Origin of the sequence: Shewanella decolorationis S12, from assembly GCF_000485795.1 — a bacterium.
In the GTDB taxonomy this organism is placed as follows: domain Bacteria; phylum Pseudomonadota; class Gammaproteobacteria; order Enterobacterales; family Shewanellaceae; genus Shewanella; species Shewanella decolorationis.
Genome location: NZ_AXZL01000076.1, coordinates 445,744 through 469,991, shown reverse-complemented (window position 1 = coordinate 469,991; position 24,248 = coordinate 445,744). Strand labels below are relative to the sequence as shown.

Below are 24,248 nucleotides of genomic sequence, written 5' to 3'. Positions count from 1 at the left end.
TCCTGTCTTAATGCTATCTCAGTAAACGTTGTCATCATCATTTCCCCGCCTCGCTTTTGCTTAGGCATCTTTGGGCGACTTGGTAGATGATGGTGTCGACTTGTTGCTGGGTAAGATCTTGGGTTTTCAGTTTCGGGATCGTTCCGACTAATTGTTTGTGGTTAAGGATCGGGAACGGTGGTTTTGATTGGCTTGTGACATACCAGCCGGGGAATACTAGGGCTGGGGTGGCGGCGACGGGGGAGCCTGTGGCTCTGGTTAACCATTGGCTGACCCACTTGGCCTGACGTTCGGCTTGTTCTATGGGCTTGGTTTCTGTCCACGAGGGGAAGTTTAAGCGCCCGTCTTTGTAAAATACTTCATAGCCTTTCTTACCAGAACTAGAGCCAGAGCCTCCGCCATTGGTTTGGCGTAGGTCTTTATTGCGCTTATGGCGGCCTTTGGTTTCAATCGCGAATACACCATTTTTGCCGATAACGAGGTGGTCGATATTAAAGCCGTCGGCTTGCACATCGTGAAACACTTGATAACCCAAGGCTTGTAGGCCGATTAGTTCATTGGCGGTGGCGATTTCGGCCGTATGCCCTAGGCGTAGTTTGGTAAGTTTGGAAAAGTTTTTCCAAGTTTTAATACCGCAATAAGTTAATCCCATTAAACCTGTTAGGGCGTAAACCCAAGGGAATTTCCCGACGGCAATATGTGCTTGAATACTGTTTATTGCAAAGGGGAAACACACTATCATCAGCCCCATCATCATGCTGCCGATTAAATCTAATTGCAGATCTTGGATTTGCTTTTGTAAGCCATAGGCGGGAATACGGCTGAGTTGCTCACGATCAACGGGCAGAGTGACAGTAGCATCGCGGTATTTGAGCAGCGCGTACATTACTCCAATTGTGACGAACATGCTCGAGAGGATGATCACTATCGATAAAAGATTGTTTGTAAAATCTGCCATTTACATCCTTGAAGTAAAAAGGTTTTTCTTTATTCCATAACGCACATATAACGAATGTGCTTTATACCTTGGTGACAGAGGTGGCTTTAAGAGGGGGGAGGCGGATAACTGAGTTGCTGCTTCATCCCTAAATAGCGTGCTCGATAGTGGCGTTCGAGTGTGGCTCTGCATTTCCCTTAGTGGTCACACTTTAACCCGCGTTATGCGGTTTAATCAATGCGTTTTATCACAAAAGCTTATTTTAAATAACAACTTGTGAATATTTGGGGAGAGGTATTGGTGGGCGTTTTGGGGATATACAGGGCAAATAAAAACGGCCAATCGAATTGGCCGTTGTTATTATCCATTAAGCTGCGGGTGCTTAACGGTAAAATGCTTCTACTGTGCCTTTGATGGTTAACAGTAGAGGTTGACCGCGACGGTCTAAAGATTTGCTTGGTACTTTAACCCAGCCTTCGCTGATGCAGTATTCTTCAACATCGAAACGTTCTTTACCGTTTACGCGAATACCCACATCGTATTGGAAGATTTCAGCCACATGGTGGCGGCTGCGTGGGTTAACCGAAAGACGATCCGGTAATGCGGGTTGTGAAGTTGTGTCAGTCATGGTCGTTATCTGTAGTGAACAAAAAGTGCGTTATTGTAGGCAATCCCGCCGCCTTGCTCAAGGATCTCAATCAAGAGTCTGGTTTTATACTGCACCCGCATTGGAAAAGGCTTTTAAGGTGCGACCATTTTCTCGGCCCATAACCGATCTTAAGTAAGTCTTGGCGAGGATATCGGCATCAATGGTACTAAAACCCGCAAAGTAATCTCGATACGCGGTATATGACTCGGTTAATACGGTTGGGCTGACAATATTGATCCGCTGTTGATGGGTGAGTTCATTAGCGACCGCGGCAACAAAATGCTCAAGTGCGCCGTTGATGGTGGCGGCGCTGACGCCATCTTTAACGGGTACATCGGCGATAATGCCGCTGGTTAAGGTAATACTCCCGCCCGCATTTAAAAACTGACTACCAACTTGCACTAGCTGGATTTGGCCTAACAATTTGCTCTGTATGCCTTTTTGCCAATCGGCTTGGTCGAGTTGGTCAAAGGGTTTAAAGGCGACGTCTCCCATTGCTGCGATAATAGCGTCGACTTTACCTAGTTGGTTAAAGCCCTGTTGGAGTGAATTGGGATCGCGAATATCCATCAACAGATCGCCACGAGTTCGCCCGACTTGGATAACTTGATGACCTTCAGCTTTTAGTAGTTGCGTGACGGCTTGGCCGATATTGCCTGCTGCACCTACAACGAGTATTTTCATGATTTTCTCCATTATTGAATATAAACACAGCATAACTCGGCGAAATAAACCGAAAAAGCCCATATAATCACCACATTGTTTAGAAAATGGATTTAATCAATGAACCTGACGCATCTTCAATCCTTTATGATGGTTGTAAAAATGCAGAGCTTTAGTGCGGCGTCGGAGCAGCTTGAGGCCTCTAAGGGCTTGGTGTCTCGCCATGTTAAAGCCTTGGAAGATGAGCTGGGCTGCCAGTTGTTGTATCGCACCACGCGCCGGGTCTCGATGACCGAAGCGGGGCAAACCTTGTATTCCAAAGCCTGTGAAATCGACAGATTAGCCGCTGAGGCCGAGCGTTTAGTACAAGATTTAACTGAGGATGATTGTGGCCGTTTAAGATTTACCGCTCCCACAGAGTTGGGGAAAGCCCTATTAGCGCCGCTATTGATCCCATTGATGGCGAATTTTCCTCAGGTTCGGTTTGAATTTTGTTTTGAGCAAGATATTCAAGATGTTGAATTTGGTCAGTTTGACCTTGCCTTAAGAACCACACTTAAACATAGCGATAATTTAGTCGCTAAATACCTAGGGCGCATTAGCCATGTGTTAGTGGCCGCGCCAGGGTATTTACCTGCGACGGACTTAGTGAACCCCGCGGATTTACCCCAATATCCGCTACTTTCGGGCGGTGAAACGCAGTGGACTCTCGAGCATGCCGCTGGCGAGAGTGTAACCCAAGGGTTTGAGCCCGCAGTGATTAGCTCAAATTATGCGACTAATCATCTGTTAGCCTTGAGCGGTCAAGGGATTGCCTGTTTACCCTATTACTTAGTGCAGCAGGATATAGCGCAGCAAAAACTACTGCGGTTACTGCCAGAATGGTATTTATATCCTTATGATTTATATATGGTCTATGCAAAACAAAGCCATTACTCCAAGAAGCTGCGGCAGTTACAGCAGGCATTGCTGCAATGGTGCGCGGCTAATCCCGAGTTTATCCGTAAATCATAAAGGAGCTAAAACCTGGCGTGCTGATTTGCGCTGATAATTTAACGCGGCTAAAGTGGCGCTCGAGCTGATGTTGAAGCGTTTTAAGCAGCGGTTGTTATACCGATAACCACTCCGGTATTTAAGCACTTATGTCTCTAATTCATTATGTATCATTCACTTATATATCAATCATTTTTATCGCTAAGCAGGGCTGAATCTAACCACTATGCACGATGATATTAGTATTCCCTTGCCATCACTTATCCATCGCATCGGCCGCGAGGCGGTTAAGCGGGCGCAGGCAATAGCGCTAAAGCACGGCTGCGAGCTTAAGCGGATTCGCCGCTCCCGCAATTGGAGTATCACAGGGCAGGCAATCGACATTCAAAGCTGCTGCGTCGAGTTAACAGCCCAGAATGATACTGCCGAATTTGCCTTTATGATCAAAAAGATCGATAGCGGCTTATTACAACACGCCGATAAGCTTGAACCACTCGGCGCAAAATTGGTTCGCCTGATCAACCAAAACCCCGCCATTACCTTGGGTGAACTGATGCAGCAAACCCAATGCACGATGAGCGAGGCACGCCTTGCCCGCTTCGAGGCGGAACTCTAGCGCTTTGCTTGCGAGAGTGAACAGCCTTTGATTTGCATCAACACAGGTGCCTGCTAAAGCGGTCACTATATTAGCCAAATTTTATAAATGGCAGCGTAAACCATGACGGATGTTAGGCTGATTACCCTGTTAAAAATCTGTATTAGCATAGGGCTGTGCCTGATTGTGCTTGGGATTTATCTGCATAACTTTAATGAGAGTGTCGAAGCCATGGGTGTTAAGGGCATTATTATCAGCGCCGTTTGCGTTGCCTTTGGCATGGCGTTATCTCTGCCGACAAAGATGTATCTCACTTTTTTACTGGTGAAACGCGAAGCGGATAAGCAAGGCAGTTCTGAGTAACCTTAGCCAAACCTCTGTGAATGTCGCAATAAATCCCACTTTTTGCTTGTTGCTCAAGGCATAAACTCCCGCTGGTGTTTTTTAACATAATTAACCCAAGACTAATGGGCGAAAAACACCGATAATTCCCCCCAGACGATAGCGCCCAAGGGCAATGCTGTGCGGTAACGGATACGATTACCGCGTTTGAGCATATTGAGTGGAAAAATTCTAATGGAAATCAAAGTTAATTTTCTCGACAACCTGAGACTCGAAGCCAAGTTCGATGATTTTACGGTCACGGCCGATCAGCCCATCCGTTATAAGGGCGACGGCTCGGCGCCGAGCCCCTTCGATTATTTCTTAGCTTCTTCGGCGCTGTGTGCGGCCTACTTTGTGAAGGTATATTGTAAATCCCGCGATATTCCGACGGACAATATCCGCTTGTCGCAAAACAATATTGTCGACCCAGAAGATCGCTACAACCAAATTTTCCAGATCAATGTCGAATTGCCCGATGATATTTCGGATAAAGATCGCGAAGGTATTTTGCGCTCTATCGACCGCTGCACAGTGAAAAAAGTGGTGCAGACTGGCCCAGAGTTTAGAATCGAAACCGTTGAAAACCTCGATGCCGACGCAAATGCCATGCTGATGGGTCAACCTGGCGGCGATAGTAGCACCTATATTTTGGGTAAAGACTTACCACTAGAGCAGACCATTGCCAATATGACGGGCATTTTGGCTGAGCTGGGGATGAAGATAGAGATCTCCTCATGGCGTAATATTGTGCCTAATGTATGGTCACTGCATATCCGTGATGCCGCATCGCCCATGTGTTTTACCAATGGTAAAGGCGCAACCAAAGAGAGCGCGCTGTGCTCGGCCCTCGGTGAATTTATTGAGCGTTTAAACAATAACTTTTTCTATAACGATCAATTCTTTGGTGTAGAGATCGCTAACAGCGAGTTTGTGCATTACCCCAATGAAAAATGGTTTGCCTTAGAAGAGGATGATTCGCTGCCAGCAGGCCTGTTAGACGACTACTGTCTCGAGATTTATAACCCCGATGAGGAGCTGTGTGGCTCGCATCTTATCGACACTAACTCGGGCAATCGTGAACGCGGTATTTGTGCGATTCCTTACAAGCGTAAATCCGATGGCGAGACTGTGTACTTTCCATCAAACCTGATTGAAAACCTGTTCTTAAGCAATGGCATGAGCGCGGGTAACAACATCAAAGAAGCCGAAGTCCAGTGTCTATCTGAGATCTTCGAGCGCGCAGTGAAGCGCCAAATTATCGAGCAGGAAATCGTCCTGCCAGACGTGCCTATGTCTGTGTTAGAAAAATACCCAAGCATTCTTGCGGGCATTAAGGGCTTAGAAGAACAAGGCTTCCCAGTGGTGGTGAAAGACGCCTCCTTAGGCGGCCAGTTCCCTGTGATGTGCGTGACGCTGATGAACCCGAAAACGGGCGGCGTATTTGCCTCCTTCGGTGCCCACCCAAGCTTTGAAGTGGCATTGGAGCGCAGCCTAACCGAATTACTTCAAGGTCGCAGCTTCGAAGGTCTAAATGATGTACCAAAACCGACCTTTAACAGCATGGCGGTGAGCGAGCCTGAAAACTTTGTCGAACACTTTATCGACTCAACGGGCGTGATCTCCTGGCGCTTCTTTAGCAGCAAGCATGACTATGAGTTCTGCGAATGGGATTTCTCCGGCACTAACGAAGAGGAAGCGGACCGCTTATTCGGCATTTTAGAAGAGCTGGGTAAAGAGGTGTATGTTGCCGAGTTTACCGAATTAGGCGCATCGGCTTGCCGTATTTTAGTGCCTGATTACTCTGAAGTTTATCCAGTAGAAGACCTGATTTGGGACAACACCAACAAGGCGCTGGATTACCGTGAAGATATTCTGAATCTGCATTCTCTAAGCACTAAGCAATTGGTTAACCTAGTCAATCGCTTAGAAGAAAGTCAGCTGGATAACTACACAGATATTCGTACCCTTATTGGTATTGTGTTTGATGAAAATACCGTCTGGGGCAAGTTGACGATTATCGAACTTAAGATCCTGATTTATTTGGCACTGGGAGCGCATGAAGAGGCACTGGAATTAGTCGGCGAGTTTTTGCAATTTAACGACAACACCGTGAAGCGCAATCTGTTTTACCAAGCAATGAGCGCGGTACTGGAAGTGACGCTGGATGAAGACCTTGAACTCGAAGACTTTAGCCATAACTTTACCCGCATGTTTGGCGCGGAAGTGATGGAACAAGTGGTTGGCAGCGTCACAGGTAAAATCCGCTTTAGCGGCCTAACCAAGACCAGCATGCAACTCGAAGGGATTGAGCCGCATTTACGCTTAATCGAAAGCTATAAAAAACTGCACGCTGCCCGCAAGGCCAAAGCGGCGAACTAATAGCATATAGCTAAGAAGTTGATGTGTAGAAAAAGCGAACCTAGGTTCGCTTTTTTAATGGCCGTTTGCCATGGATATACAGCCTTAAGCACTATTGGCGATAACGCGATTTTTGCCATCCCGCTTGGCTTGATAGAGCGCGGCATCGGCGCGCTTTAAGGTGTCTTCGTAGGATTTATCGTCTGCCTCTATGGTGGCGACGCCTATGCTGACGGTGGCAAAGAGTCCATTTACGGCGTGTTTTTGTAGTGCTTTGAAGCAGCAATCGCAGAGAAATTCCGCAAACACTATGGCTTGATCGTATTCAACGCCGGGTAGGGCGATGACAAACTCATCCCCACCAAAACGGTAGGCACTGTCGGTTTTGCGGAATTGCTGCTTGCAGGTATCGGCGACGGTCACAATGACATTGTCGCCCGCATGGTGGCCAAGCTGATCATTGATCTGTTTTAGATGATCGAGATCCAGCATTAAGATGGAGGCAGGCACATGGTAGCGACTATAGGTATCGAATAGGAGGTTTAAGTCACGCTCTAATCGGCGACGGTTAAATAGTCCTGTGAGTTGGTCTGTATCGCTTAATTGCCGTAGCTGGACTTCAAGCTGATGGCGTTTGGACATATTACTTGCAACCCAAAGGACGACAGGCTCGTTATCAACAAGAAAATCCAGCGCTTGAACGCGTCCCTCAAACCAGATGGGGTCTGATGGACCTTGATCGGATAAGCCTTTGACATCCTTATTACTGAGCTCATATTCTTCAATCTGCAATTTACGGCTGATTAATGCTTGTTCAATAATGCTGAGGTAATAATTGGCTTTTTCTTCGTGTAATACGTCACTGATATATAGGCCGACTAATCCACTTCCATCGTGGTAATAACGATCATCTTTACCACCAAAAACGGCAATATAGCGGCCGCTTTGGGTGATCACAAAAGCCGGATCGGGCAAAGAATGCAGAACTAAAGCCATTTGCGCAATATTGATCATCAAACCAACTCCCCCATAGCCGAGGTCTTCAGTGGCTGTGTTAGCATCCCTTCTTCAGTGTTGCTGTGATTCTTTGTGTAAGTGTGCCTTTGGTAACGGATTAGACACTGCGGGATGACAAAATAAGTGTATCTGATGTTTGCTAAATATGGCTTAAATTTGAAGGTGTTTTGTTACGCTATTACAGTGGGATGCCAGTGTGGTTCCCGAAGGGCGGCTGATGTTCACTCTATGGCAACGCGCTTTATACCGCGTTTAAGGCTTTCGACAGAGCACCATTATGCCTTCAAGCCTTCGCCTTGTCTCAAGCGCGTTGAACTACCGCTGAATGAACAGATATTTAATACAATTGGTATTAAGCGTCAAAAACGGAGCATTAGCTTGAGTGACAGAGTTGAGTTTTGAGCTCTTGTTCATCGGTAAAGCCTCGATATCCTTTGATTAATTCTCCCTCGGCATTTAGCAGCAGTAAGATTGGCGTGGCGGGAATGCCACCCATCTCCTTTAGTAAAGCTGGCGGAGCGCGGTAGGCTTCAAAGGGGAAATTGAGCCTAAACAGGGCGCGTTTTAAGGCTAGATTATCCCCATTGACGCCCAAGGCTACTGGCTTAATCGGTTGATTGCAGTTTTGATGCAGTTGTTTGAGTACGTTTGCCTGCTTAATACACCAAGGGCACTCCGGCTCGAAGAACATCAATGCTGAGACATGCCCTTCGAGATGCGACAAATCTGTTACTTGTTGGCTCCGCAAAGCTTGAAACTGATAGTCACGGGTGAGCTGCGCCGCCGATAACGGCAGGGCGCAGCACAACAGTGTAAGGAGAAAAATGTAGCGCATTAGAAGCTAAACTTGATGCCGGCATAGATTTCTCTGCCACGCAGTGGGCCATAGATATAGCCTACGTCGAAAGCGCCCTCTGCATCGTAAAATAGCGGTGTGTCTTCATCTCCTGCTTGAGTGTAGTCAAATAGATTGCTGACCCCAGTGTAGAGTGACAAGGTATCGTTAAGCTGATAACTGACCTTAAGATCCACAGTGACATAAGCGGGTGCATCTGTTGTCTTTTTCGAGCTAGGGTCTACTTGGCCATTGGCGTCTAAACGGTTATAGCCTTCGTAGCCAAATTCAGCGAGATCGCGGCTACCAATCCACACTAGGTTGGCAAAAATTTCCCAGTCATTCACATCCCAATCCATGCTGAGCGTGACGCGTTTTTCAACTGGCGCAATGGCATAGGAGGATTTGAATACCGAGTCATAATCAAAATGTTCGGCGGTAAGGCTTAGGCTCATATCATCGGTTAAGCGATAACCTAAGGCGATATCGCTAGTGATAACCCGCGCTTTTTCATCCAGTTGAGTGAGTAATGGAATGCCATGATCGTTAGTGGTTAACGCCGCTAAATGTTCGACTTCGGTCCAAGCGATCGAGGCGGTCGAGGTGAGACGTTCACCTTCGTAACTCAGGGCGTAGTTAACTGAGTTGGAACGTTCTAGCTCGTCGATATCAATATCAAAGCCGAGTGAGCCGTCTAAAATCCCGTGGTCGGTTTCAAAGAAGGATAATGGCGCGCGATAACCGCGGCCTGCGGATAGGCGTGAAGTCCACTCATCATTATGGCGTAAGCGAATATCAACCCTTGGTGATAGGATTGATTCATCTAATTCTGTGCCGGGCTTATTAGGGTCGGTAAAATCGGCCGTAATAGTATCGTAACGCAGCGCCATCGCGACTTCTAAAGACTCTGTCGCCTGCCAGGTGTCCTGTAAATAAAGACCTTTAACATCATAGTCAAAGGAGTCGGAAACATAATCTGGGTTGGCACTGCCAGATCGGGAATGGGAGCGCATTTCTTCTGTGCGTAAGTCGGCGCCGAAGGTGAGTAATTGACTCTCGCTTAGTAAATAGTTAAAGCGTGCATCGAAGAACCACATTTTGTCATCGGCACTGTAATCGAAGCCTTCGTAGAAAGAGTCCTGTTTGTGATCGGCGTAGCTGGCGGCAAGGTGCATGTTCCAGTCGTCACTAAATTCCCTTAGCCAAGCGAGTGAGGCTTCATTACGTTCGGTTTTAATCCATTCTGTGGTTTCCCAAGCTTTGCCGGTATAGCGTTTACGCACGTCACCGTCTTCAAACAGATTTTGCGTGTCGCTTGGTTGGCCATCATAACCGGATAACACGTTGCCTATGCTGGAGGCTGTGCCATCGGCAAAGGTGCTACCTAACATAGGGCCACCAAAAATTTCCGATTGGATATTGGCAACGCGCAATACCAAGTTATCGGCATCGGTTACGTCGTGGGACACTCGGCCAGTCAGACTACGGTTTTCCTGCATCGGTGCTTCGTTGACTTTGTTATTGTCCGCATCGGCTTGATCTCTATCATCATATTGTGCAACGAGTGTCGCGCGGGTGCGGCCATCTTCGGTGACTCCTTTACCGAGGAAACCCAGTTTGCGGTAGTCATTTTCACCGGCGGACAAATCCAGTTCTGCGCCGTTTTCGGTGGGTTCATAACTCACAATATTAATAGTGCCGCCAATGGCTTCGGGGGCGATTAACGATGCGCCCGCACCACGGGCGACTTCAATCCGCTCCACCCCAGTTGTTGGAATTGCATCGACCGCATAATAGCCCGAAATCATAGTGTGTACGGGTAAACCATCGACCAGAATGGTGGTTTGCTCGCCTTTCATACCGTTGAGCATGATGCGCTTAACACCACACATGGAACATTCATTGGAGACTTTGACGCCGGGAGAGTTATCAATCGCTTCGGAGAGGTTGACGGCATTTTTGTTTTCAATAACGCTGGCGTCGATAACTTCGGTCTTCATGATAGTGTTAGCCAAGGTTCCCGCTTGCTCTAACCTTTGTCTTACACCAACAACGCTCATGCGTTCGATTTTTTCCAGCTCAGGTTTAGTCACATCTTCTGCGCTGGCCAACTGGGGATGTAGCACTGCGGCTAAAAGGATGGCAAGGTAAGTGGGCTTCACTCTCATTTCTCCGTAAAATAATTTGTGGCAGGATTATATGTAAATGAGAATGGTTTTTATTTGATTTCAATCATGGTTCTAACATCTTTTTAAAAATTGTATTAGCCCGTGTTGAAGCGGTAATTAGGTATGAAATGGAGTTGTAAAGATGCAAAATGCCAATGATTTTATTGAATATTTAGAATTGGAGCAGCATGTTGAGGGCGGTTATTACCGTTCATCTTATCGATCAGAATCGGCTTTTGATCCGAGTCGTCAGCTGTGGAGCAGCATTTATTTCTTATTACGGACAGGCGAAGTGTCGCATTTTCATCGACTCACGGCGGATGAGATGTGGTATTTCCATGCGGGGCAATCGCTGACAATTTATATGATTTCCCCCGAGGGCGAGCTAACCACGGCGCAGTTAGGGCTGGATTTAGCCGCGGGCGAAAGGCCGCAGTTTTTAGTGCCTAAGGGCTGTATTTTTGGCTCGGCGATGAATCAAGATGGATTCTCGCTGGTGGGCTGTATGGTATCACCCGGCTTTACCTTCGATGACTTTGAGTTGTTTAGCCAAGAAGCTTTGTTGGCGATGTATCCGCAGCATAAAGAAATCATCTACAAATTAAGTCGGCCAGAGGTGAAATAGCGCAGTAGATCATTGCGTTATCATGCAATAGGTTATTCGTTGAATGGATTCAATCGCCGCATGTCTTTTATCTAGACATGCGGCTTAGTGAGGTTAAGAGCGAATAATGTGGGTTATCTGCACCATGGCATCCCGCGCCGATTGGCTGACGCCAGCGAGTTGGAAGAAGCCGTGGATCACCCCTAAATAGCGGCGGCAATGGGCATTGACGCCCGCATCTAACAGGTTACGGAACAGCTGTTCACCCTCATCTAACAGGGGATCGAACTCGGCGGTAATAATATGAGTTTCGGGTAAACCGGCTAAATCTTGGCTGCGCAGCGGGCTGGCTTCGACATCGGTTCTGTGATGCCAGTCGAGGTACATATCAAAGCCCGTGAGCAGCGTGTCGCGGGTGATAATGTATTTGTCGCCATTGTCGATATAGCTCTGGCTTTTGGCGGTCGCATCCAACATCGGATAGATAAGCACTTGTTTTTTAGGCAACCATTCCCCCTTTGCCTTTAACCGCAGACAAGTGACTAAGGCTAAATGGCCGCCGGCACTGTCGCCCATCAGAGTGATATTAGTGTTGTCACCGCCCCATTGCTGGCAATGTTGCTGTACGAGATTGGCCGCATTGAAGGCATCGTCATGGGCTGCGGGGTACACATGCTCAGGGGCGAGACGATAGCTGACCGCCACCACTAATGCACCGGAATCATTGGCAATTTTACGCAGTTGCTGATTATGAGTAGCGATGCCGCCGCTGACAAAACAACCGCCGTGATAGTAAATAACCACGGGTAAATTGTTATCTGCCGAGGGCTTAAATAGGGTTAACTCTATGCCCTCAAGGGATAAGGTTTTGACCTCAAACACAGCCTCCGGCTCACCTGCCAATACTGTGCTGGCGATGTAACCTTGGCGGCGTTCCTCAAGGCTTTGCTCGCGGACCGAAGGGCAACCTGCGGCGATAAACTCGCTCACTAATTGTTTAATTCCGTCTTCTAAATAGAGTTGGCTCATGTGCAGTTTCCCTGAATATATTCGGCGAGCGCTTATCGCCCTTTGTGGTCGGCAAAGTGTATCGGCTCAATATCAAAAAGGGTAGTGTGTATTGAGCTATATGGTATTAATCCCTGCTTTTTCAGTCGATTAAAGATTGTTAATTGAGACGTTGCTGATGTTTTTCGACTTCAATGAATTGAGCTCCACCCAATGAATACGGTTGCAGGGTCAGGCTTTAGTGGTGATGAAGGATTGAGCACAATCTAAAAATGTAAGAAAATTACCGTTCGCCAGCCTTGGCGTGCTATTGCTATTTCACTTGTCTTCCCGCGGTAAGGATCGGACGTGGCCACATCAGCTAAAACCCTGCAACAACGCATGGGCATTGTCGCCCTCACTTGGCCGATTTTTATCGAAACATTGCTGCAATCCTTACTCGGGATCAGCGATATTTTTATGCTGAGCCATTATTCCGATAATGCGGTTGCGGCGGTCGGACTCACCACCCAATTGATGTTTTTTATGATGGTGATGTCCATGATGGTCAGCACGGGCGCCAGCATTCTGATCAGCCAAAATAATGGTGCGGGGCGAACCCAGCAGGCGACCGATATTGGCGTGGCCAGCGTGGCCTTAAGTTTAGGTTTAGCCGTGATTATGGGTACCTCGATGTTTTTCGGTGCCCACGGCATTATCGGTTTATTTGAGTTAGAGCCTAAGGTTGCGGGCTATGGTTACGATTATCTGCTGATCTGCGGCAGTTTGAGTATCGGGCTGGTAATGAACATCGCCTTTGCCGCCATCTTACGCAGCTACGGTTTTACTCGATCCGCCATGTTAGTCACCTCTAGCACGGGGTTGATGAATGTGCTCGGTAACTATATTGCCCTCTATTCTCCCTTTGGTTTGCCCGTTTATGGGGTAACTGGTGTGGCGATTTCGACTGTGACCAGCCAGATGATTGGTGCCTTGATTATGCTGGCGGTGATCCGCAGTAAGCATATTCCGCTGCCAATGCAACGACTTAAATTATTGCCGCGCAGCACCTATTGGAGCGTGATGCGCATTGGCTTGCTTAATGCGGGCGAAATGCTGTCTTACAACGTGGCGCAGATGACCATCATCTATTTTATTAGTCAGATGGGCACGCTCTCTTTAACGGCTTATACCTATGGCTTGAATATCAGCCGCTTTATTTACTGTTTTGCGGTGGCGCTCGGGCAGGCGGCGCAAATTCAAACCGGCTACTACGTCGGTAAACAATGGTTCGATGAGATTACTGTACGGGTGCAGAAGTATTGCCTTGTGGGCTTTATTGCCTCCCTCGCCATAGTGTTAGCCTTTTATTGGCAGCGCTTTACCATTGTGGGCTGGCTGAGTGAAAACCCTGAAGTGATTCAACTTACTGCACTTCTGCTATTGGGCTCTATCGCGCTGGAAACTGGCCGAGTCTTTAATCTGGTGATTATTTCGGCATTAAAAGGCGCGGGGGATGTGGCGTTTCCGGTGCGGGTTGGCCTGTTTAGCATGTGGGGAATTGGCGTGTTATTGGCTTGGTTCTTTGGGCTGCATTTAGGTTATGGCGTGCTGGCCGCTTGGCTCGCGGTTGCGGCCGATGAATGGGTGCGAGGTTTGATTATGGTGCATCGTTGGCGCTCGGGTCGCTGGCAGCGTTTTACCCGTATTCCGCCAGCAACGCCTGTTTAATCACGTTAATAGCTTAAAGACAGCTCGGGGCTTATTGTTGGCCCCATTTACCCAATTTCAGCAGTTCATTTTTAAATTGCAGATACCTTGGATGCCCTTCATCGGTTTCGATTTCCATTGTGCTGTAAGGGGCAAAAAGCGCACCAGGAATTTGATATCCATTGGTGAGGACATCATCCAATGAGGGCATAAAACATTCTTTAATCGGGTCAAAATGGATTTTATAACTGGTATAGCCGCGCGCAACAAAGCGTTCGGTGATGGTTTTGAATAGCTGTCCAAAAGGCGTGTCGAGCCTCTCCGGTGTGGAGTAATAAAAGCCTTGTCCGTACCAGTAGAGCAATAAGGCGGTACCCGCATCACAGAGTGGATGTTCGATAATCGCTCTGACCATATCGGGATCATGGTCATCCCAATTTAAGTTGCCCGCGACAAAATGCAATTCCTCCATACTTTGTAAGTCACTGATACAGGTGATTTGTGTCGCCGCTTTGCCAAAGTAAGCGCTGTATTCATGTAAAGCGTCATAATCGGGATCGGCGAGCAATTGGGCGAGTCGTTGTTGATTGGCGATACAGCCTAATTCGGCGCATTCATAGGCGCGGATAAATTGTTGTTGGGTTAATAACTTGGCCACGGGCGTCCTTGGGAGTGTTGAAATAAGCACACTCGCCAGCTCTGCGAGAGCTGGCGAGAAATTGGGCGAGTATTAGAGGTTAAGCTTGCTGTTGCAGCAGGGTACGGCAGAGCTTAATAAAGTCGGATGAGGTGACAATCCCTAATACTTTCTTATCGTTATCCACTACAGGTAAGCAACCGAGTTTATTATCGATAAAGTATTCCACCACCACGGTTAAGGGCTCATCCGCAGTTAACTGCTGGCAGTCTTTGTCCATCACAGTCGCTATGGGGGTATAGCGTTCTTTGCGATCCAATGCGCCTTGGCCGTATTTATTCAACATAGACAATACGCTGGCGATCATCTTTTTATGGGTAAGAATACCGACTAATGTGCCGTCGGTTTCGGATATCACAGGTAAATGGCGCACGCCGCGGGTTTGCATTAAGTGGTGGGCATCTTTAAGGCTCGCACCATCGCTGATGCAGATGACCTCTGTGCTCATAATATCGCTGACTTTCATCCTATAAATTCCTTTTTTAACAATGCTCTGGTTTGACTCCGCATGAGCCAAAATCTGAGCGATTTGCCACTGATCCGATGTTAGCAGCTTAATCATAGCTTGTGCCAGTGCTGTACAAATAAAGTACGCTATTCAGTATAAGGCTATGAATTAAAAGAAATCATAAAAGGCTGACAAAGATGTCACAAATGTGTAACAGTGATGTCTCACAATCGGGGCCTCATTAGACCTCATACCAGTGAACCCTCATCTTAGAAAGGAATAATAATAATGAAACGAACCGTGACTCGTCGTGATTTTTTAGCAATATCAGCCAAAGGTATTGGTGCCGCAGTGATTTCCTACGGCCTAATGGGGTGTAGTGACAGTGATGATGATAACTCTGTGCCCGCGCAGTTTTTACATGGTGTCGCCAGCGGTGACCCAGCGCAGGATGCGGTGATCCTTTGGACCCGTGTGACGCCAGATTCTGCTGGGGATGTTAAAGTGAGCTGGCAAGTCGCCAGTGACGCGGCATTCTCACAATTAGTGACCACTGGGGAGATGGTCACTAATGCTAACCGTGATTACACGGTCAAAATCGATGCCCGCGGTTTACGTGCGGGACAAACCTATTTTTACCGCTTTATGACGGGCGGAAAAACCTCCGAGGTGGGCAAGACCCGCACTTTACCCGAGGGCGAAGTGAGTTCGGTAAAACTCGCTGTTATGTCCTGCGCTAACTTTCCTGCTGGTTTTTTTAACGTGTATGAACTGGCTGCGGCGCAGGATGACCTCGATGCCGTGGTGCATCTGGGTGACTATATCTATGAATATGCCCGTGGTGGCTATGCCAGCGAACATGCGGCAGAGCTTGGCCGTGAAGTGTTACCCGCCAACGAACTGCTGACGCTTAGCGATTACCGTACTCGTTATGGCCAGTATCGTTCAGATACTAGCCTGCAAAAATTGCACGCGAAAGTGCCATTTATTACGGTATGGGATGACCACGAAGTGGCAAACGATACCTGGCGTGATGGTGCTGAGAACCACAACGAAGGCGAAGGGGATTTTGCGGTGCGTAAAGAAGCCGCGCTACAGGCCTACTTCGAGTGGCTGCCAATCCGTCCATGGCGCGAGGGTAACCATGAGGAGATATACCGCAGCTTCAGTTACGGTAACTTAGTCGACTTACATATGCTGGACACGCGCGTTTTGGCCCGGGATAAGCAGCTCGACTACGCCGATTATATGGATGCCAGCACGGGTGCCTTCGATGGTGAGCGTTTCCTTGCCGATGTGACATCGACCACGCGCACCATGCTAGGCTTAACCCAATTACTCTGGCTGCAGGGCACTTTATTGCAAGCCACGGGCACTTGGCAGGTGTTAGGACAGCAAATTTTGATGGGTAAGATGTCTCTGCCCGCTGCAATCGCTACCCAGCAAATGAGTATTCCACAATATGCCATGCTTGGGGCGCTGGCGAAGTTAGCCGCTCGTGCGGCGGCAAATGATCCAACCCTAACGGCAGCGGAATTACAGTACTTACAGGCCAATCAAGCCTTGTTAACACCTGAGGTGATTGCCCTGCTGCAACTACCATCCATCCCCTATAACTTGGATGCATGGGATGGTTATGCCTATGAAAGGGAAGTGATTTTAGGCACGGCTAAATCGAAGAATCACAACCTAGTGGTGATTGCCGGTGACACCCATAACGCCTGGGCGAATGAGTTAAAAGACGTTAACGGTGATAGTGTGGGGGTGGAGTTTGCCACAAGCTCAGTGTCATCACCTGGTTTGGAATATTACTTAAATCTGCCAGCGGAACAGATCCCCGCGACCGAGGCGGCGATCGTGGATCTGGTGCCAGATCTTAAATACACCAACCTTAAAGATCGCGGCTTTATGACCTTAACCTTCACTAAAGAAGCGGTGCGTAGCGACTGGCATTATGTCAGCACGATTCTGGCGAAGGAATTTGAAGAGTCGACCAGCCGCAGCTACAGCGCCATGACAAAGGTCGGTGAACACATTATCAACCCTGTGAGCTAACCCAAGCTCCATTTTTTGCTTAGCTCGTTCCTTGTTGGCCACCTTTGGGTGGCCTTTTTTGTACGCTTTTTGTTAGTTCCGTCCTAAAAATGCAAAATAAACGGCCGTTCACCTGCAACTTATGACTATAACTGCAGCACGGCGGTTTTTTTTGGTATAAAATTCGCTCCCAAAATTCGGCGGCTGCCTACACTTGCTAGGACTCTGATGAAGAGAATGCTGTTCTCGTGTTTTGGACGCCGAACAGACCTTACTAGGTAAAAGCGCGAGCTTTAACACCTAAAATCAATAATTAAGATGGGGATCGGTGTCATGTCAGAAAAATATTTCGTTACCGCACAGCAACTGCTCGAAGATTCATTTCTATTAGCTTCACAGGTTTATGAGAGTGGATTTCGTCCGCAGTTTATCGTGGGTATTTGGCGTGGCGGTGCTCCAATCGGGATCGCGGTACAAGAGTTTTTCGACTTTAAGAAGGTTGAAACCGACCATATCGCCGTGCGTACCTCGTCTTACTACGGTATTGGTACCGACAAGCAAAGCAAAGAAATCAAAGTACATGGTCTGCATTACATTGTTGAAAATGCGAATGCTAGCGATAGCTTACTGATTGTGGACGATGTGTTTGACTCTGGCCGTAGCATCCACGCGCTGAAGGAAAAGTTAAGCCAACTGATGCGTTTAAACATGCCGCAGGACATTCGTATCGCTTGCCCTTATTACAAGCCAAAGAATACCGCTGTGCCTTTAAAGCCTGATTACTATATCCATGCCTCTGAAGACTGGTTAGTGTTCCCACACGAAGTGACGGGCTTAACGCCGGAAGAAATTGCCGAAGGTAAGGGCGATTTAAAAAATATTCAGCATCTTTTTAAGTAAAAAGAATCTGTTAAAAAAGCGTTAGCAGTTTTGGCTAACGCTTTTTTGTTTCTCGGTTTTGAAATAGAGCCTATTTATTCGGCCTATAAATCCATGCAGTTGGCATAGTAAGTCACAGTCGCCGGCCAGTCCGAAAACACGCCAATCACGCCCACATCTTTGGCTAGCACATCGAGCAGCTCGTAGGTATCACCTTCATTATCAATGGCATCGGTGATGCTTTGATAATACCAACCACCGCCATCTTTCAATAATCCTGAGCGTTCCAAGGTCCAAGTGATAATCTTGAGTCCCGCTGTTTTCGCGGCTTTTGCATATTCCGATGGAATGATTTTTTTATCCGCATCTAAGGTCACCAGCACCCAGAGTGGCGGCGCGATAATCTGCACGCCTTGGGCTTTCAGCTCAGCCATTGAGGGCGACCAAGTGGCGGCGTCCTGTGGGTCAAAGCCCGTGTGAATATCATATCTATCGTCCAGATATACCGCTTGCTTGCCAAACTCGGGAGCGTTAGCAATCCAGTATTTTACATCTTCCAAATTGAAGGATTGGGGGAATACCTGCGAGGCATCGACGCCTGCCGCAGTATATTGATCGAGCATCTTCTGGGCATACTCCTGCTGAGTAAAGCCATCAAAGGGCATGGCGACGCTGGCGGCTTTTAGCTCAGGCGTCATTTTCACGCCAGCCTTTTTAAACATCTCAATACTCTCAGCGTGGGTCATTAGGGTGCCATTGCCCGCATAGAGATCGGTGCGCCACTTAGGCGTACCATTCATAAACTCTTCGGCAGTGGCGGCCTTGGGGTTCTCGCCCTCCATCTTACCCTTTAACATTTTAAATTCGGCGAGGGTGATGTCACTGGTACAGCAGGTTGCACTGGCGGCAACGCCATTGGCCGCATCGGCGGGCGTAAAAGGCACAGAGCATTTATTGGCAAGTTCGGGAATGGCCAAAATATTGGTCGTGCTGGCGAGATCGCACTGGGAGTGGCGACAGACTAAGGCTTTATCGGCGGTAAAAGTCACATCGCACTCGAGGATTCCCGCGCCGGAATCAATAGCGGCTTGGTAGGATTCTTTCGTATGTTCAGGGAATTGCATCGCCGCGCCACGATGACCAATGGCAAAATCGCTACGGTAGAAATGGTCGGTTTCGCACTGGGCTAAACGGGTTTTTAAGCTGCTGTCCTGCATTTGACGCACTAAAAACAGTGGTCGCTCACCGACTTGGGCGGGTACCAGTTTGGCGGGCGGCGGTGTAGTGTCGTTATCTTTGTTATCGCTGTTGCAACCTGCGAGTAGAGCCGTACTGGCGAGCAGCATGCAGAGTGTTACTGAGGAGGTGTTCATCTTCTTTCCTAAATTGAGTTGTTGTAAATGGATTCACCTCACACTCTAAAATTGCTAGATGACTAAATTTGCGCAGTTTTATGACCAAAACAAGAAAAGATACCGTTTGCCCGCCGCTTTTACGCTAGCTTGATACTGAGCTTAGGACTAAGATTAGGGCGAGAAATCATCTAGCATGCTGCGTAACTTTTGGGATTCTTACGGCTGTTTGAAAGTGCTAAGTATGAAAATTTTCTTGCAAGCGATCTTTCTGTGCCGAAATCAAGTAAACTGCGCTCCTTTTGTTTTATGATGGCGTTTGTATCGCTTGATAAGACAAACGTGGCAAGCATCATTTAGGAAATAGAGCAGAATGAGCAAGGGTAAAAAATACGATTTTCGCGTCACTCAAGCTGAAAATGGTTGGAAGACGGAAATCACCCGTCGTATGACGTCGACTAAGACGGTAGTGTCGAAAAGCCATGACGGTTTTGCGACCGAAGCTGAGGCACAAGCTTGGGGTCAAGCCGAGCTGCAAGTGTTTTTAGGCACGCTAGCTGAGCGCAACAAGCGTCGCTCAGAGAAACAGGCTAAGGCCAAATTAGCGGCGGCTTTAGCGGCAGAAGCGGCAACCGATGCCGATGATTTTGATGATGAAGACGAGTTCGGCGAAGAATAACTCGCCCGAAGAATAGATCTCAGAAGACATCTCGAAACCAAATCCTCGAAGGCAAACTGGCTTGTGAGCCATTAGCATTCAACAAAAAGCGGACCAGAGGTCCGCTTTTTGTTGCCTCACTTAAGGTGTTCGCTTAAGTGAGCATTAGGCAATCGGATTAGCCTTGAATTTTAAAGCTGCCTTGCATAATCGCCCAGTGGCCAGGGAAGCTGCAGAAGAACTGGTAAACTTCAGTTGCACTCATGCCTGCGGTGCTAAAGGTCACCGAAGTTGATTCCCCACCACCCACTAATGCAGTGTGAGCGATAACACGGGTATCACCGGCTTTAACGTAAGCCGCATCGGCACCAGCGCTCATACCATCGGTCGCAACGGCAGACATATCAGCGGCTTTAGTTAATACCCAGTTGTGGCCCATGGCCGCTTTGGGCAGAGTGCCAGTGTGCGTTAGTGTGAGGGTCACTTCTTTACACGTTGCAGGAACAGACAGCTCTTTAGTGTCAAATTGCATCGCGTCAGTCGCAGCAATCTTGAGTTCACATTCGTTAGCACTCGCTTGGCTGGCGACGAATAATCCTAGGCCGAGTAAGCTAGCGCTAGTCATATTACGTAAAGTGGTGCTTTTCGCTTTCATCTGATACTTCCTTATTCTGAACAAGGTGGCTTGAGCCGATGTGACTCAAGTATGCGCATGTCAGAATAGGCTGAATTTATTAAATGGGAATGAATTCAGTATGTAAATTATGTATATAGCACTTTAGTATGAAAGAGGTTGAGTGCGACAATTTGCCGCACTCATGGGCTAACGTTGGACTTCGTGGCGATAGGGAATCGCGCGCTGGGCGCCTTCACGGGTAACGGTAATGGCCGAGGCGGCATTAGCAAACCCGACGGCCGCGGCAATTGACATACCCTCACTTAAACCCACCACTAAGGCGCCATTAAAGGTATCGCCCGCGGCGACTGTGTCTATCGCTTGCACTTCAAGAGCTGGAATTAACCCGGTAAAACCCGCGCTACTGATAAATGCGCCTTTGCTGCCTAAGGTGATCACCACAGTCGTTATGCCCTGTTGGTGAAGCCATTGGGCCGCCAGTGCGGCATTTTCCTCGTCTGTGACCTCTATCCCCGTTAAGGCCTCGGCCTCGGTTTCATTTGGGGTAATAATGTCCACCCACTTGAGATAATCCAGTTCCTGCGTTGCGGCTGGAGCCGGATTCAGTACGGTTGTAATACCGAGTTGTTTGGCGGTTTGCAGTGCGTTTCTGACAGTCTCTGCTGGCGTTTCAAGCTGGATCAGCAGAAATTGCGCATTGGCAAATAGAGCGTAATGCTTCTCTAACTCGCTAGGGGTGAGATGGGCATTGGCTCCCGCGGCGATCCCTATGGCATTTTCACCATTATCGGCGACAAAAATCATCGCCGTGCCTGTGCTCATATTGGCGACTTGGGTGATACCTTCGGCTTTAATGCCATCCTTGAGCCAACTTGCCCGCATCTCGTTACCGATACTGTCTTGACCGAGATGGCAGATAAAGGTGACCTCGGCATCTTCTTGACATAAACGTGCGCAGGCTACCGCCTGATTAGCACCTTTGCCGCCATGTTCCAAGCGATAGGTTCGGCTCATTAAGGTTTGGCCGGGAACGGGCAAATACTCAAAGTTCATCACATGGTCGGCGTTAGCGCTGCCGATAACGAGGATCTGGCTCATGGAAGGTTCACTCTTAAGTTTATCTGCGATTGAGATAGGTTGGTGTGTATACCGCTAAGCTGTCAACTAACAAGTCAACAAAACCCTGTCTATCAATGCCAAATAGCACTGTTGCATTCGCGGGTTTGCCCGTCAGTTGATAGCGGTCGACCACCGTCATCCCCAGTGTTAATTCGCTTTGGGTTTCAATGCCGACCCAGCAGTCTTGGGCATCAAACAGCGCGGGGTTGAGTAACCAAGCGATAGTGCAAGGGTCGTGCAGTGGCGCGCCGACAAAGCCCCATTTAGGATCTCTATGGTAAATCATAAAGAAATCCAACAACTCGGCGACACACTTAGCCACGGGATTAGGAATGGCGCGAATACGTTCGATATCTTCATCCATGATTTGTGCCTGATGGGTTACATCGAGGCCGCACATGGTAATAGGAATACCGGATTTAAACACAATATCGGCCGCCTCTGGGTCGACAAAAATATTAAACTCGGCGGCGGGCGTCCAATTGCCGACACCCGCTGCACCGCCCATCAACACAATGCGTTCAATCTTGGCGTGTAACTCGGCGTGGCTGGCGAGCAGCAGTGCGATATTGGTGAGCGGCCCAGTGGGGACTAATGTTACTGGTTTATCGCTTTGGCGGATTTTTTGTGCCATTAGCTCGACAGCACTGATTGCTTGCGGCTCAAAACTCGGTACAGGCAGTGCAGGGCCATCGAGCCCCGTTTCACCGTGAACATTGTCGGCAATGATTAACTCACGGCTTAAGGGTTTAACCGCACCGCCCGCGACCGGAATATCACTGCGATTGAGTAGGGTTAAGATGCGCAGGGCGTTATTGAGGGTTTTATCTGGGGTTTGGTTGCCGGCACTGGTGGTCACGGCCAGAGGGCTTAGCTCTGGATGGGCGAGGGCTAAAATGAGCGCGATAGCGTCGTCATGGCCGGGATCGCAATCCAAAATAATTGGGCGACTCATACTGTTACTCCTTTAAACAGCGGAATGGAGGCTTAGAATAGCACGCTAAAGCTTGAAGGCGGTGAGTCTCATAGTGTCTTTACAATAAACTGTGAGCATTTTCTGATTTCTATCAACAAGCTGCTACAATAGTGCCCCGCTTTAGGCAGAATCAAGTTCTCTAATGCCTTACCGATCATGGAATGATAAGGACGTTCTGGCGTGTTGATGAATCCTAGTCAATTAACTTCGAGTGCCCCAACACGTTTTTTGGGGTGGTTAGAAATATTCTTAATTTGTATCCCTCTTCTGCTTTTTAGTTTAGTCACTTTGTTCCTCTGGGAAGGGGGGCAAAAGTGGTTGTTGGTCAATCAACTTGAAGAGCGTGGCGCTGTCGCCATTGGCCAAGTGATTGAGACCACCTATCGCAGTGAGCGCAGTTCGACGGGCGTCTATCACCAAAGATTGATTTGCTTGGTTGAGTATCGCACTGCCGAAGGCAAGCTCGTCCGTCAATGGGAGCTCGATGGCGTGAATTGCCAAGCGACCTATCAATTACGGCCGCCGCAGGGCGACACCCCAGGCGCATTAGTGCCCAACTACGGGCAAAGTGTTGTGCATTATCTTCCCGAGGCGCCAATGCGGGCGAGCGCCGATCTTGAGTTAACCCGCGATCGCGCCAAACTGGATTTTGGTTTTGGCGTCGCAGGTTTAATATTTTGCTTGTTTGTCAGTTATTTCTGTTTGAATTTATTAAGAGTTCGTTGGGTCGAGTTTCGTTATCTGCCAAAACTCAAGCGGTTAGGGCAGCAACAGGATTACACCGGGATTATCTGTTTGCTTGAAACCTATCGCCAGCATCCTGCCGCGAATATTTTGGTCTGGGAAGCGGCTGAGCATATAGGTCATTGCCCTGAGCTCTATCCGCGTTTCGTGGATTTATTCGAGCAAATGCAAACTTCACCGAGCAAAAAAAAGCTGGAATCCGTAGATGAATCTATTGCGATGATAAGCTTTTATCGCTTGAGTTCATTAGGATTTCACGAATTGGCGCTGGCGATGCTCGCCCGTAGTAAACAGGCGCTGTCGGCTAAAACTTTAGCCAGTTTTGTGTTGATAACGCGTACTAAGCAGTTGCCCTTTGCGTTGGAATTAACCGCAGAAAAGTTAGCGGCATTGAAGGCGTTGTGTGAGGCCAAAGTGATAAAGTTTGGCCTGGCGGATGAAAAGCAATGCCCCGTCGATTTTACTGTGCGCCTCGATTATTTACTCTACTTAGTGATATTAGTGCTCGACAATACCGAGTTTGATCGCCAAGCGGGGCAGACTATCGGCCCAGTTCAACGGCTAATTTTATCAGCCTTAACACAGGTGAAGGTATTCGACACCCTCAGTCAAGCGAGCGCGCAGGCACTGGATACACAAATTCAAGTGCTTTTAGCTCGCTTAAATACGACTCAGGGTTTTGTGTACGAACTCAAGCCGCTACTCGAGTCGATATCAGACCAATTAGCGCAACCCGTTCAACAATCAGCGTTTTCAGTAACCAAAGTTCCAGTAACCAAAGTTTCAGCAAATACAGGGAAATAA

General features: G+C 48.2%; 23 protein-coding genes. 10 read left to right on the top strand and 13 right to left on the bottom strand.

The annotated features are described in order from the left end of the window. Positions 1-37: 37 nt before the first annotated feature. From SHD_RS22135 to SHD_RS19040, 3 genes are all read right to left on the bottom strand, one after another. Complete coding sequence (locus SHD_RS22135; RefSeq protein WP_023268626.1) at positions 38-958, bottom strand: nuclease-related domain-containing protein; 921 nt, start codon at positions 956-958, stop codon at positions 38-40. Positions 959-1,319: 361 nt separating this feature from the next. After that, on the bottom strand, positions 1,320-1,565 hold the full coding sequence (locus tag SHD_RS19045) for a DUF3297 family protein (protein WP_023268625.1): 246 nt from the start codon (positions 1,563-1,565) through the stop codon (positions 1,320-1,322). Positions 1,566-1,649: 84 nt separating this feature from the next. After that, positions 1,650-2,270 carry a short chain dehydrogenase gene (locus tag SHD_RS19040; RefSeq protein ID WP_039978724.1) on the bottom strand — a complete coding sequence of 207 codons (621 nt, stop codon included), beginning with the start codon at positions 2,268-2,270 and terminating at the stop codon, positions 1,650-1,652. Positions 2,271-2,369: 99 nt separating this feature from the next. On the opposite strand from SHD_RS19040, the gene SHD_RS19035 reads away from it, so the two are divergent. The 4 genes from SHD_RS19035 (at position 2,370) to SHD_RS19020 (ending at position 6,600) form a co-directional block, all read left to right on the top strand. Next, positions 2,370-3,263: a LysR family transcriptional regulator gene (locus SHD_RS19035; RefSeq protein WP_023268623.1), complete on the top strand. Its 894-nt coding sequence runs from the start codon at positions 2,370-2,372 to the stop codon at positions 3,261-3,263. Between the two features lie 205 nt (positions 3,264-3,468). After that, positions 3,469-3,858 (top strand): ribosome recycling factor family protein, encoded by a 390-nt coding sequence (locus tag SHD_RS19030; protein ID WP_023268622.1) that lies wholly within the window; start codon positions 3,469-3,471, stop codon positions 3,856-3,858. 102 nt (positions 3,859-3,960) lie between these two features. Beyond that, positions 3,961-4,200 carry a hypothetical protein gene (locus SHD_RS19025; protein WP_023268621.1) on the top strand — a complete coding sequence of 80 codons (240 nt, stop codon included), beginning with the start codon at positions 3,961-3,963 and terminating at the stop codon, positions 4,198-4,200. A 213-nt stretch (positions 4,201-4,413) separates the two neighbouring features. Beyond that, positions 4,414-6,600, top strand: coding sequence for an OsmC domain/YcaO domain-containing protein (locus SHD_RS19020; protein WP_023268620.1), 2,187 nt, complete (start codon positions 4,414-4,416; stop codon positions 6,598-6,600). Between the two features lie 84 nt (positions 6,601-6,684). On the opposite strand, the gene SHD_RS19015 is transcribed toward SHD_RS19020, so the two are convergent. The 3 genes from SHD_RS19015 to SHD_RS19005 form a co-directional block, all read right to left on the bottom strand. Beyond that, positions 6,685-7,593, bottom strand: a complete 909-nt coding sequence (locus SHD_RS19015) for a GGDEF domain-containing protein (RefSeq protein ID WP_023268619.1) — start codon at positions 7,591-7,593, stop codon at positions 6,685-6,687. A gap of 376 nt (positions 7,594-7,969) precedes the next feature. Continuing rightward, a complete protein-coding gene (locus SHD_RS19010) occupies positions 7,970-8,431 on the bottom strand; it encodes a TlpA family protein disulfide reductase (RefSeq protein WP_023268618.1) in 462 nt (153 codons plus the stop codon). Continuing rightward, the gene (locus tag SHD_RS19005) at positions 8,431-10,599 is read right to left on the bottom strand and encodes a TonB-dependent receptor plug domain-containing protein (RefSeq protein ID WP_023268617.1); all 2,169 of its coding nucleotides are present in this window, start codon (positions 10,597-10,599) and stop codon (positions 8,431-8,433) included. The genes SHD_RS19010 and SHD_RS19005 overlap by 1 nt, the downstream gene beginning before the upstream one ends. A gap of 142 nt (positions 10,600-10,741) precedes the next feature. Here SHD_RS19005 and SHD_RS19000 point away from each other — a divergent pair, with 142 nt between their 5' ends. Further along, entirely contained in the window at positions 10,742-11,224 is a 483-nt protein-coding gene (locus SHD_RS19000) for a cupin domain-containing protein (protein WP_023268616.1), read from the top strand. A gap of 93 nt (positions 11,225-11,317) precedes the next feature. Here the strand turns inward: SHD_RS19000 and SHD_RS18995 are convergent, their stop codons facing one another. After that, on the bottom strand, positions 11,318-12,232 hold the full coding sequence (locus SHD_RS18995; protein ID WP_023268615.1) for an alpha/beta hydrolase: 915 nt from the start codon (positions 12,230-12,232) through the stop codon (positions 11,318-11,320). Positions 12,233-12,559: 327 nt separating this feature from the next. Here SHD_RS18995 and SHD_RS18990 point away from each other — a divergent pair, with 327 nt between their 5' ends. Continuing rightward, positions 12,560-13,921, top strand: a complete 1,362-nt coding sequence (locus SHD_RS18990) for an MATE family efflux transporter (protein WP_023268614.1) — start codon at positions 12,560-12,562, stop codon at positions 13,919-13,921. A gap of 31 nt (positions 13,922-13,952) precedes the next feature. Here the strand turns inward: SHD_RS18990 and SHD_RS18985 are convergent, their stop codons facing one another. After that, on the bottom strand, positions 13,953-14,558 hold the full coding sequence (locus tag SHD_RS18985; RefSeq protein ID WP_023268613.1) for a DUF4274 domain-containing protein: 606 nt from the start codon (positions 14,556-14,558) through the stop codon (positions 13,953-13,955). Between the two features lie 79 nt (positions 14,559-14,637). Beyond that, positions 14,638-15,063, bottom strand: a complete 426-nt coding sequence (locus SHD_RS18980; protein WP_037414382.1) for a CBS domain-containing protein — start codon at positions 15,061-15,063, stop codon at positions 14,638-14,640. Between the two features lie 270 nt (positions 15,064-15,333). Here SHD_RS18980 and SHD_RS18975 point away from each other — a divergent pair, with 270 nt between their 5' ends. Both SHD_RS18975 and SHD_RS18970 read left to right on the top strand, forming a co-directional pair. Continuing rightward, positions 15,334-17,100 carry an alkaline phosphatase D family protein gene (locus SHD_RS18975; RefSeq protein ID WP_023268611.1) on the top strand — a complete coding sequence of 589 codons (1,767 nt, stop codon included), beginning with the start codon at positions 15,334-15,336 and terminating at the stop codon, positions 17,098-17,100. Between the two features lie 312 nt (positions 17,101-17,412). Then, complete coding sequence (locus SHD_RS18970; protein ID WP_011624046.1) at positions 17,413-17,979, top strand: phosphoribosyltransferase; 567 nt, start codon at positions 17,413-17,415, stop codon at positions 17,977-17,979. A gap of 83 nt (positions 17,980-18,062) precedes the next feature. Here the strand turns inward: SHD_RS18970 and SHD_RS18965 are convergent, their stop codons facing one another. After that, entirely contained in the window at positions 18,063-19,331 is a 1,269-nt protein-coding gene (locus SHD_RS18965; RefSeq protein WP_039978721.1) for a glycerophosphodiester phosphodiesterase family protein, read from the bottom strand. Between the two features lie 352 nt (positions 19,332-19,683). Between SHD_RS18965 and SHD_RS18960 the strand changes: the two genes are divergently transcribed. Further along, complete coding sequence (locus tag SHD_RS18960; RefSeq protein ID WP_011625141.1) at positions 19,684-19,989, top strand: DUF3622 domain-containing protein; 306 nt, start codon at positions 19,684-19,686, stop codon at positions 19,987-19,989. Positions 19,990-20,146: 157 nt separating this feature from the next. Here SHD_RS18960 and azu read toward each other — a convergent pair whose 3' ends face one another. The 3 genes from azu to rihA all read right to left on the bottom strand — a co-directional run bounded on the left by azu (position 20,147) and on the right by rihA (position 22,679). Then, positions 20,147-20,623 (bottom strand): azurin, encoded by a 477-nt coding sequence (gene azu, locus SHD_RS18955; RefSeq protein ID WP_023268608.1) that lies wholly within the window; start codon positions 20,621-20,623, stop codon positions 20,147-20,149. A 168-nt stretch (positions 20,624-20,791) separates the two neighbouring features. Then, a complete protein-coding gene (gene rbsK / locus SHD_RS18950) occupies positions 20,792-21,703 on the bottom strand; it encodes a ribokinase (RefSeq protein WP_023268607.1) in 912 nt (303 codons plus the stop codon). Positions 21,704-21,722: 19 nt separating this feature from the next. After that, positions 21,723-22,679, bottom strand: coding sequence for a pyrimidine-specific ribonucleoside hydrolase RihA (gene rihA, locus SHD_RS18945; RefSeq protein WP_023268606.1), 957 nt, complete (start codon positions 22,677-22,679; stop codon positions 21,723-21,725). Positions 22,680-23,018: 339 nt separating this feature from the next. Between rihA and SHD_RS18940 the strand changes: the two genes are divergently transcribed. Then, positions 23,019-24,248, top strand: a complete 1,230-nt coding sequence (locus tag SHD_RS18940; RefSeq protein WP_235056985.1) for a hypothetical protein — start codon at positions 23,019-23,021, stop codon at positions 24,246-24,248.

Excerpts from the sequence above, each read along its gene's own strand:
- SHD_RS18995 (WP_023268615.1), bottom strand. The coding sequence starts at position 12,232 with ATGAGCCAACTCTATTTAGAAGACGGAATTAAACAATTAGTGAGCGAG.
- rihA (WP_023268606.1), bottom strand. The coding sequence starts at position 22,679 with ATGAGTCGCCCAATTATTTTGGATTGCGATCCCGGCCATGACGACGCT.
- SHD_RS19005 (WP_023268617.1), bottom strand. The coding sequence starts at position 10,599 with ATGAGAGTGAAGCCCACTTACCTTGCCATCCTTTTAGCCGCAGTGCTA.
- SHD_RS19010 (WP_023268618.1), bottom strand. The coding sequence starts at position 8,431 with ATGCGCTACATTTTTCTCCTTACACTGTTGTGCTGCGCCCTGCCGTTA.
- SHD_RS18965 (WP_039978721.1), bottom strand. The coding sequence starts at position 19,331 with ATGAACACCTCCTCAGTAACACTCTGCATGCTGCTCGCCAGTACGGCT.
- SHD_RS19030 (WP_023268622.1), top strand. The coding sequence starts at position 3,469 with ATGCACGATGATATTAGTATTCCCTTGCCATCACTTATCCATCGCATC.
- SHD_RS19035 (WP_023268623.1), top strand. The coding sequence starts at position 2,370 with ATGAACCTGACGCATCTTCAATCCTTTATGATGGTTGTAAAAATGCAG.
- SHD_RS18975 (WP_023268611.1), top strand. The coding sequence starts at position 15,334 with ATGAAACGAACCGTGACTCGTCGTGATTTTTTAGCAATATCAGCCAAA.
- SHD_RS22135 (WP_023268626.1), bottom strand. The coding sequence starts at position 958 with ATGGCAGATTTTACAAACAATCTTTTATCGATAGTGATCATCCTCTCG.
- SHD_RS18980 (WP_037414382.1), bottom strand. The coding sequence starts at position 15,063 with ATGAAAGTCAGCGATATTATGAGCACAGAGGTCATCTGCATCAGCGAT.
- SHD_RS19000 (WP_023268616.1), top strand. The coding sequence starts at position 10,742 with ATGCAAAATGCCAATGATTTTATTGAATATTTAGAATTGGAGCAGCAT.
- rbsK (WP_023268607.1), bottom strand. The coding sequence starts at position 21,703 with ATGAGCCAGATCCTCGTTATCGGCAGCGCTAACGCCGACCATGTGATG.
- SHD_RS19040 (WP_039978724.1), bottom strand. The coding sequence starts at position 2,270 with ATGAAAATACTCGTTGTAGGTGCAGCAGGCAATATCGGCCAAGCCGTC.
- SHD_RS18960 (WP_011625141.1), top strand. The coding sequence starts at position 19,684 with ATGAGCAAGGGTAAAAAATACGATTTTCGCGTCACTCAAGCTGAAAAT.
- SHD_RS18970 (WP_011624046.1), top strand. The coding sequence starts at position 17,413 with ATGTCAGAAAAATATTTCGTTACCGCACAGCAACTGCTCGAAGATTCA.
- SHD_RS19020 (WP_023268620.1), top strand. The coding sequence starts at position 4,414 with ATGGAAATCAAAGTTAATTTTCTCGACAACCTGAGACTCGAAGCCAAG.
- SHD_RS19025 (WP_023268621.1), top strand. The coding sequence starts at position 3,961 with ATGACGGATGTTAGGCTGATTACCCTGTTAAAAATCTGTATTAGCATA.
- azu (WP_023268608.1), bottom strand. The coding sequence starts at position 20,623 with ATGAAAGCGAAAAGCACCACTTTACGTAATATGACTAGCGCTAGCTTA.
- SHD_RS19045 (WP_023268625.1), bottom strand. The coding sequence starts at position 1,565 with ATGACTGACACAACTTCACAACCCGCATTACCGGATCGTCTTTCGGTT.
- SHD_RS19015 (WP_023268619.1), bottom strand. The coding sequence starts at position 7,593 with ATGATCAATATTGCGCAAATGGCTTTAGTTCTGCATTCTTTGCCCGAT.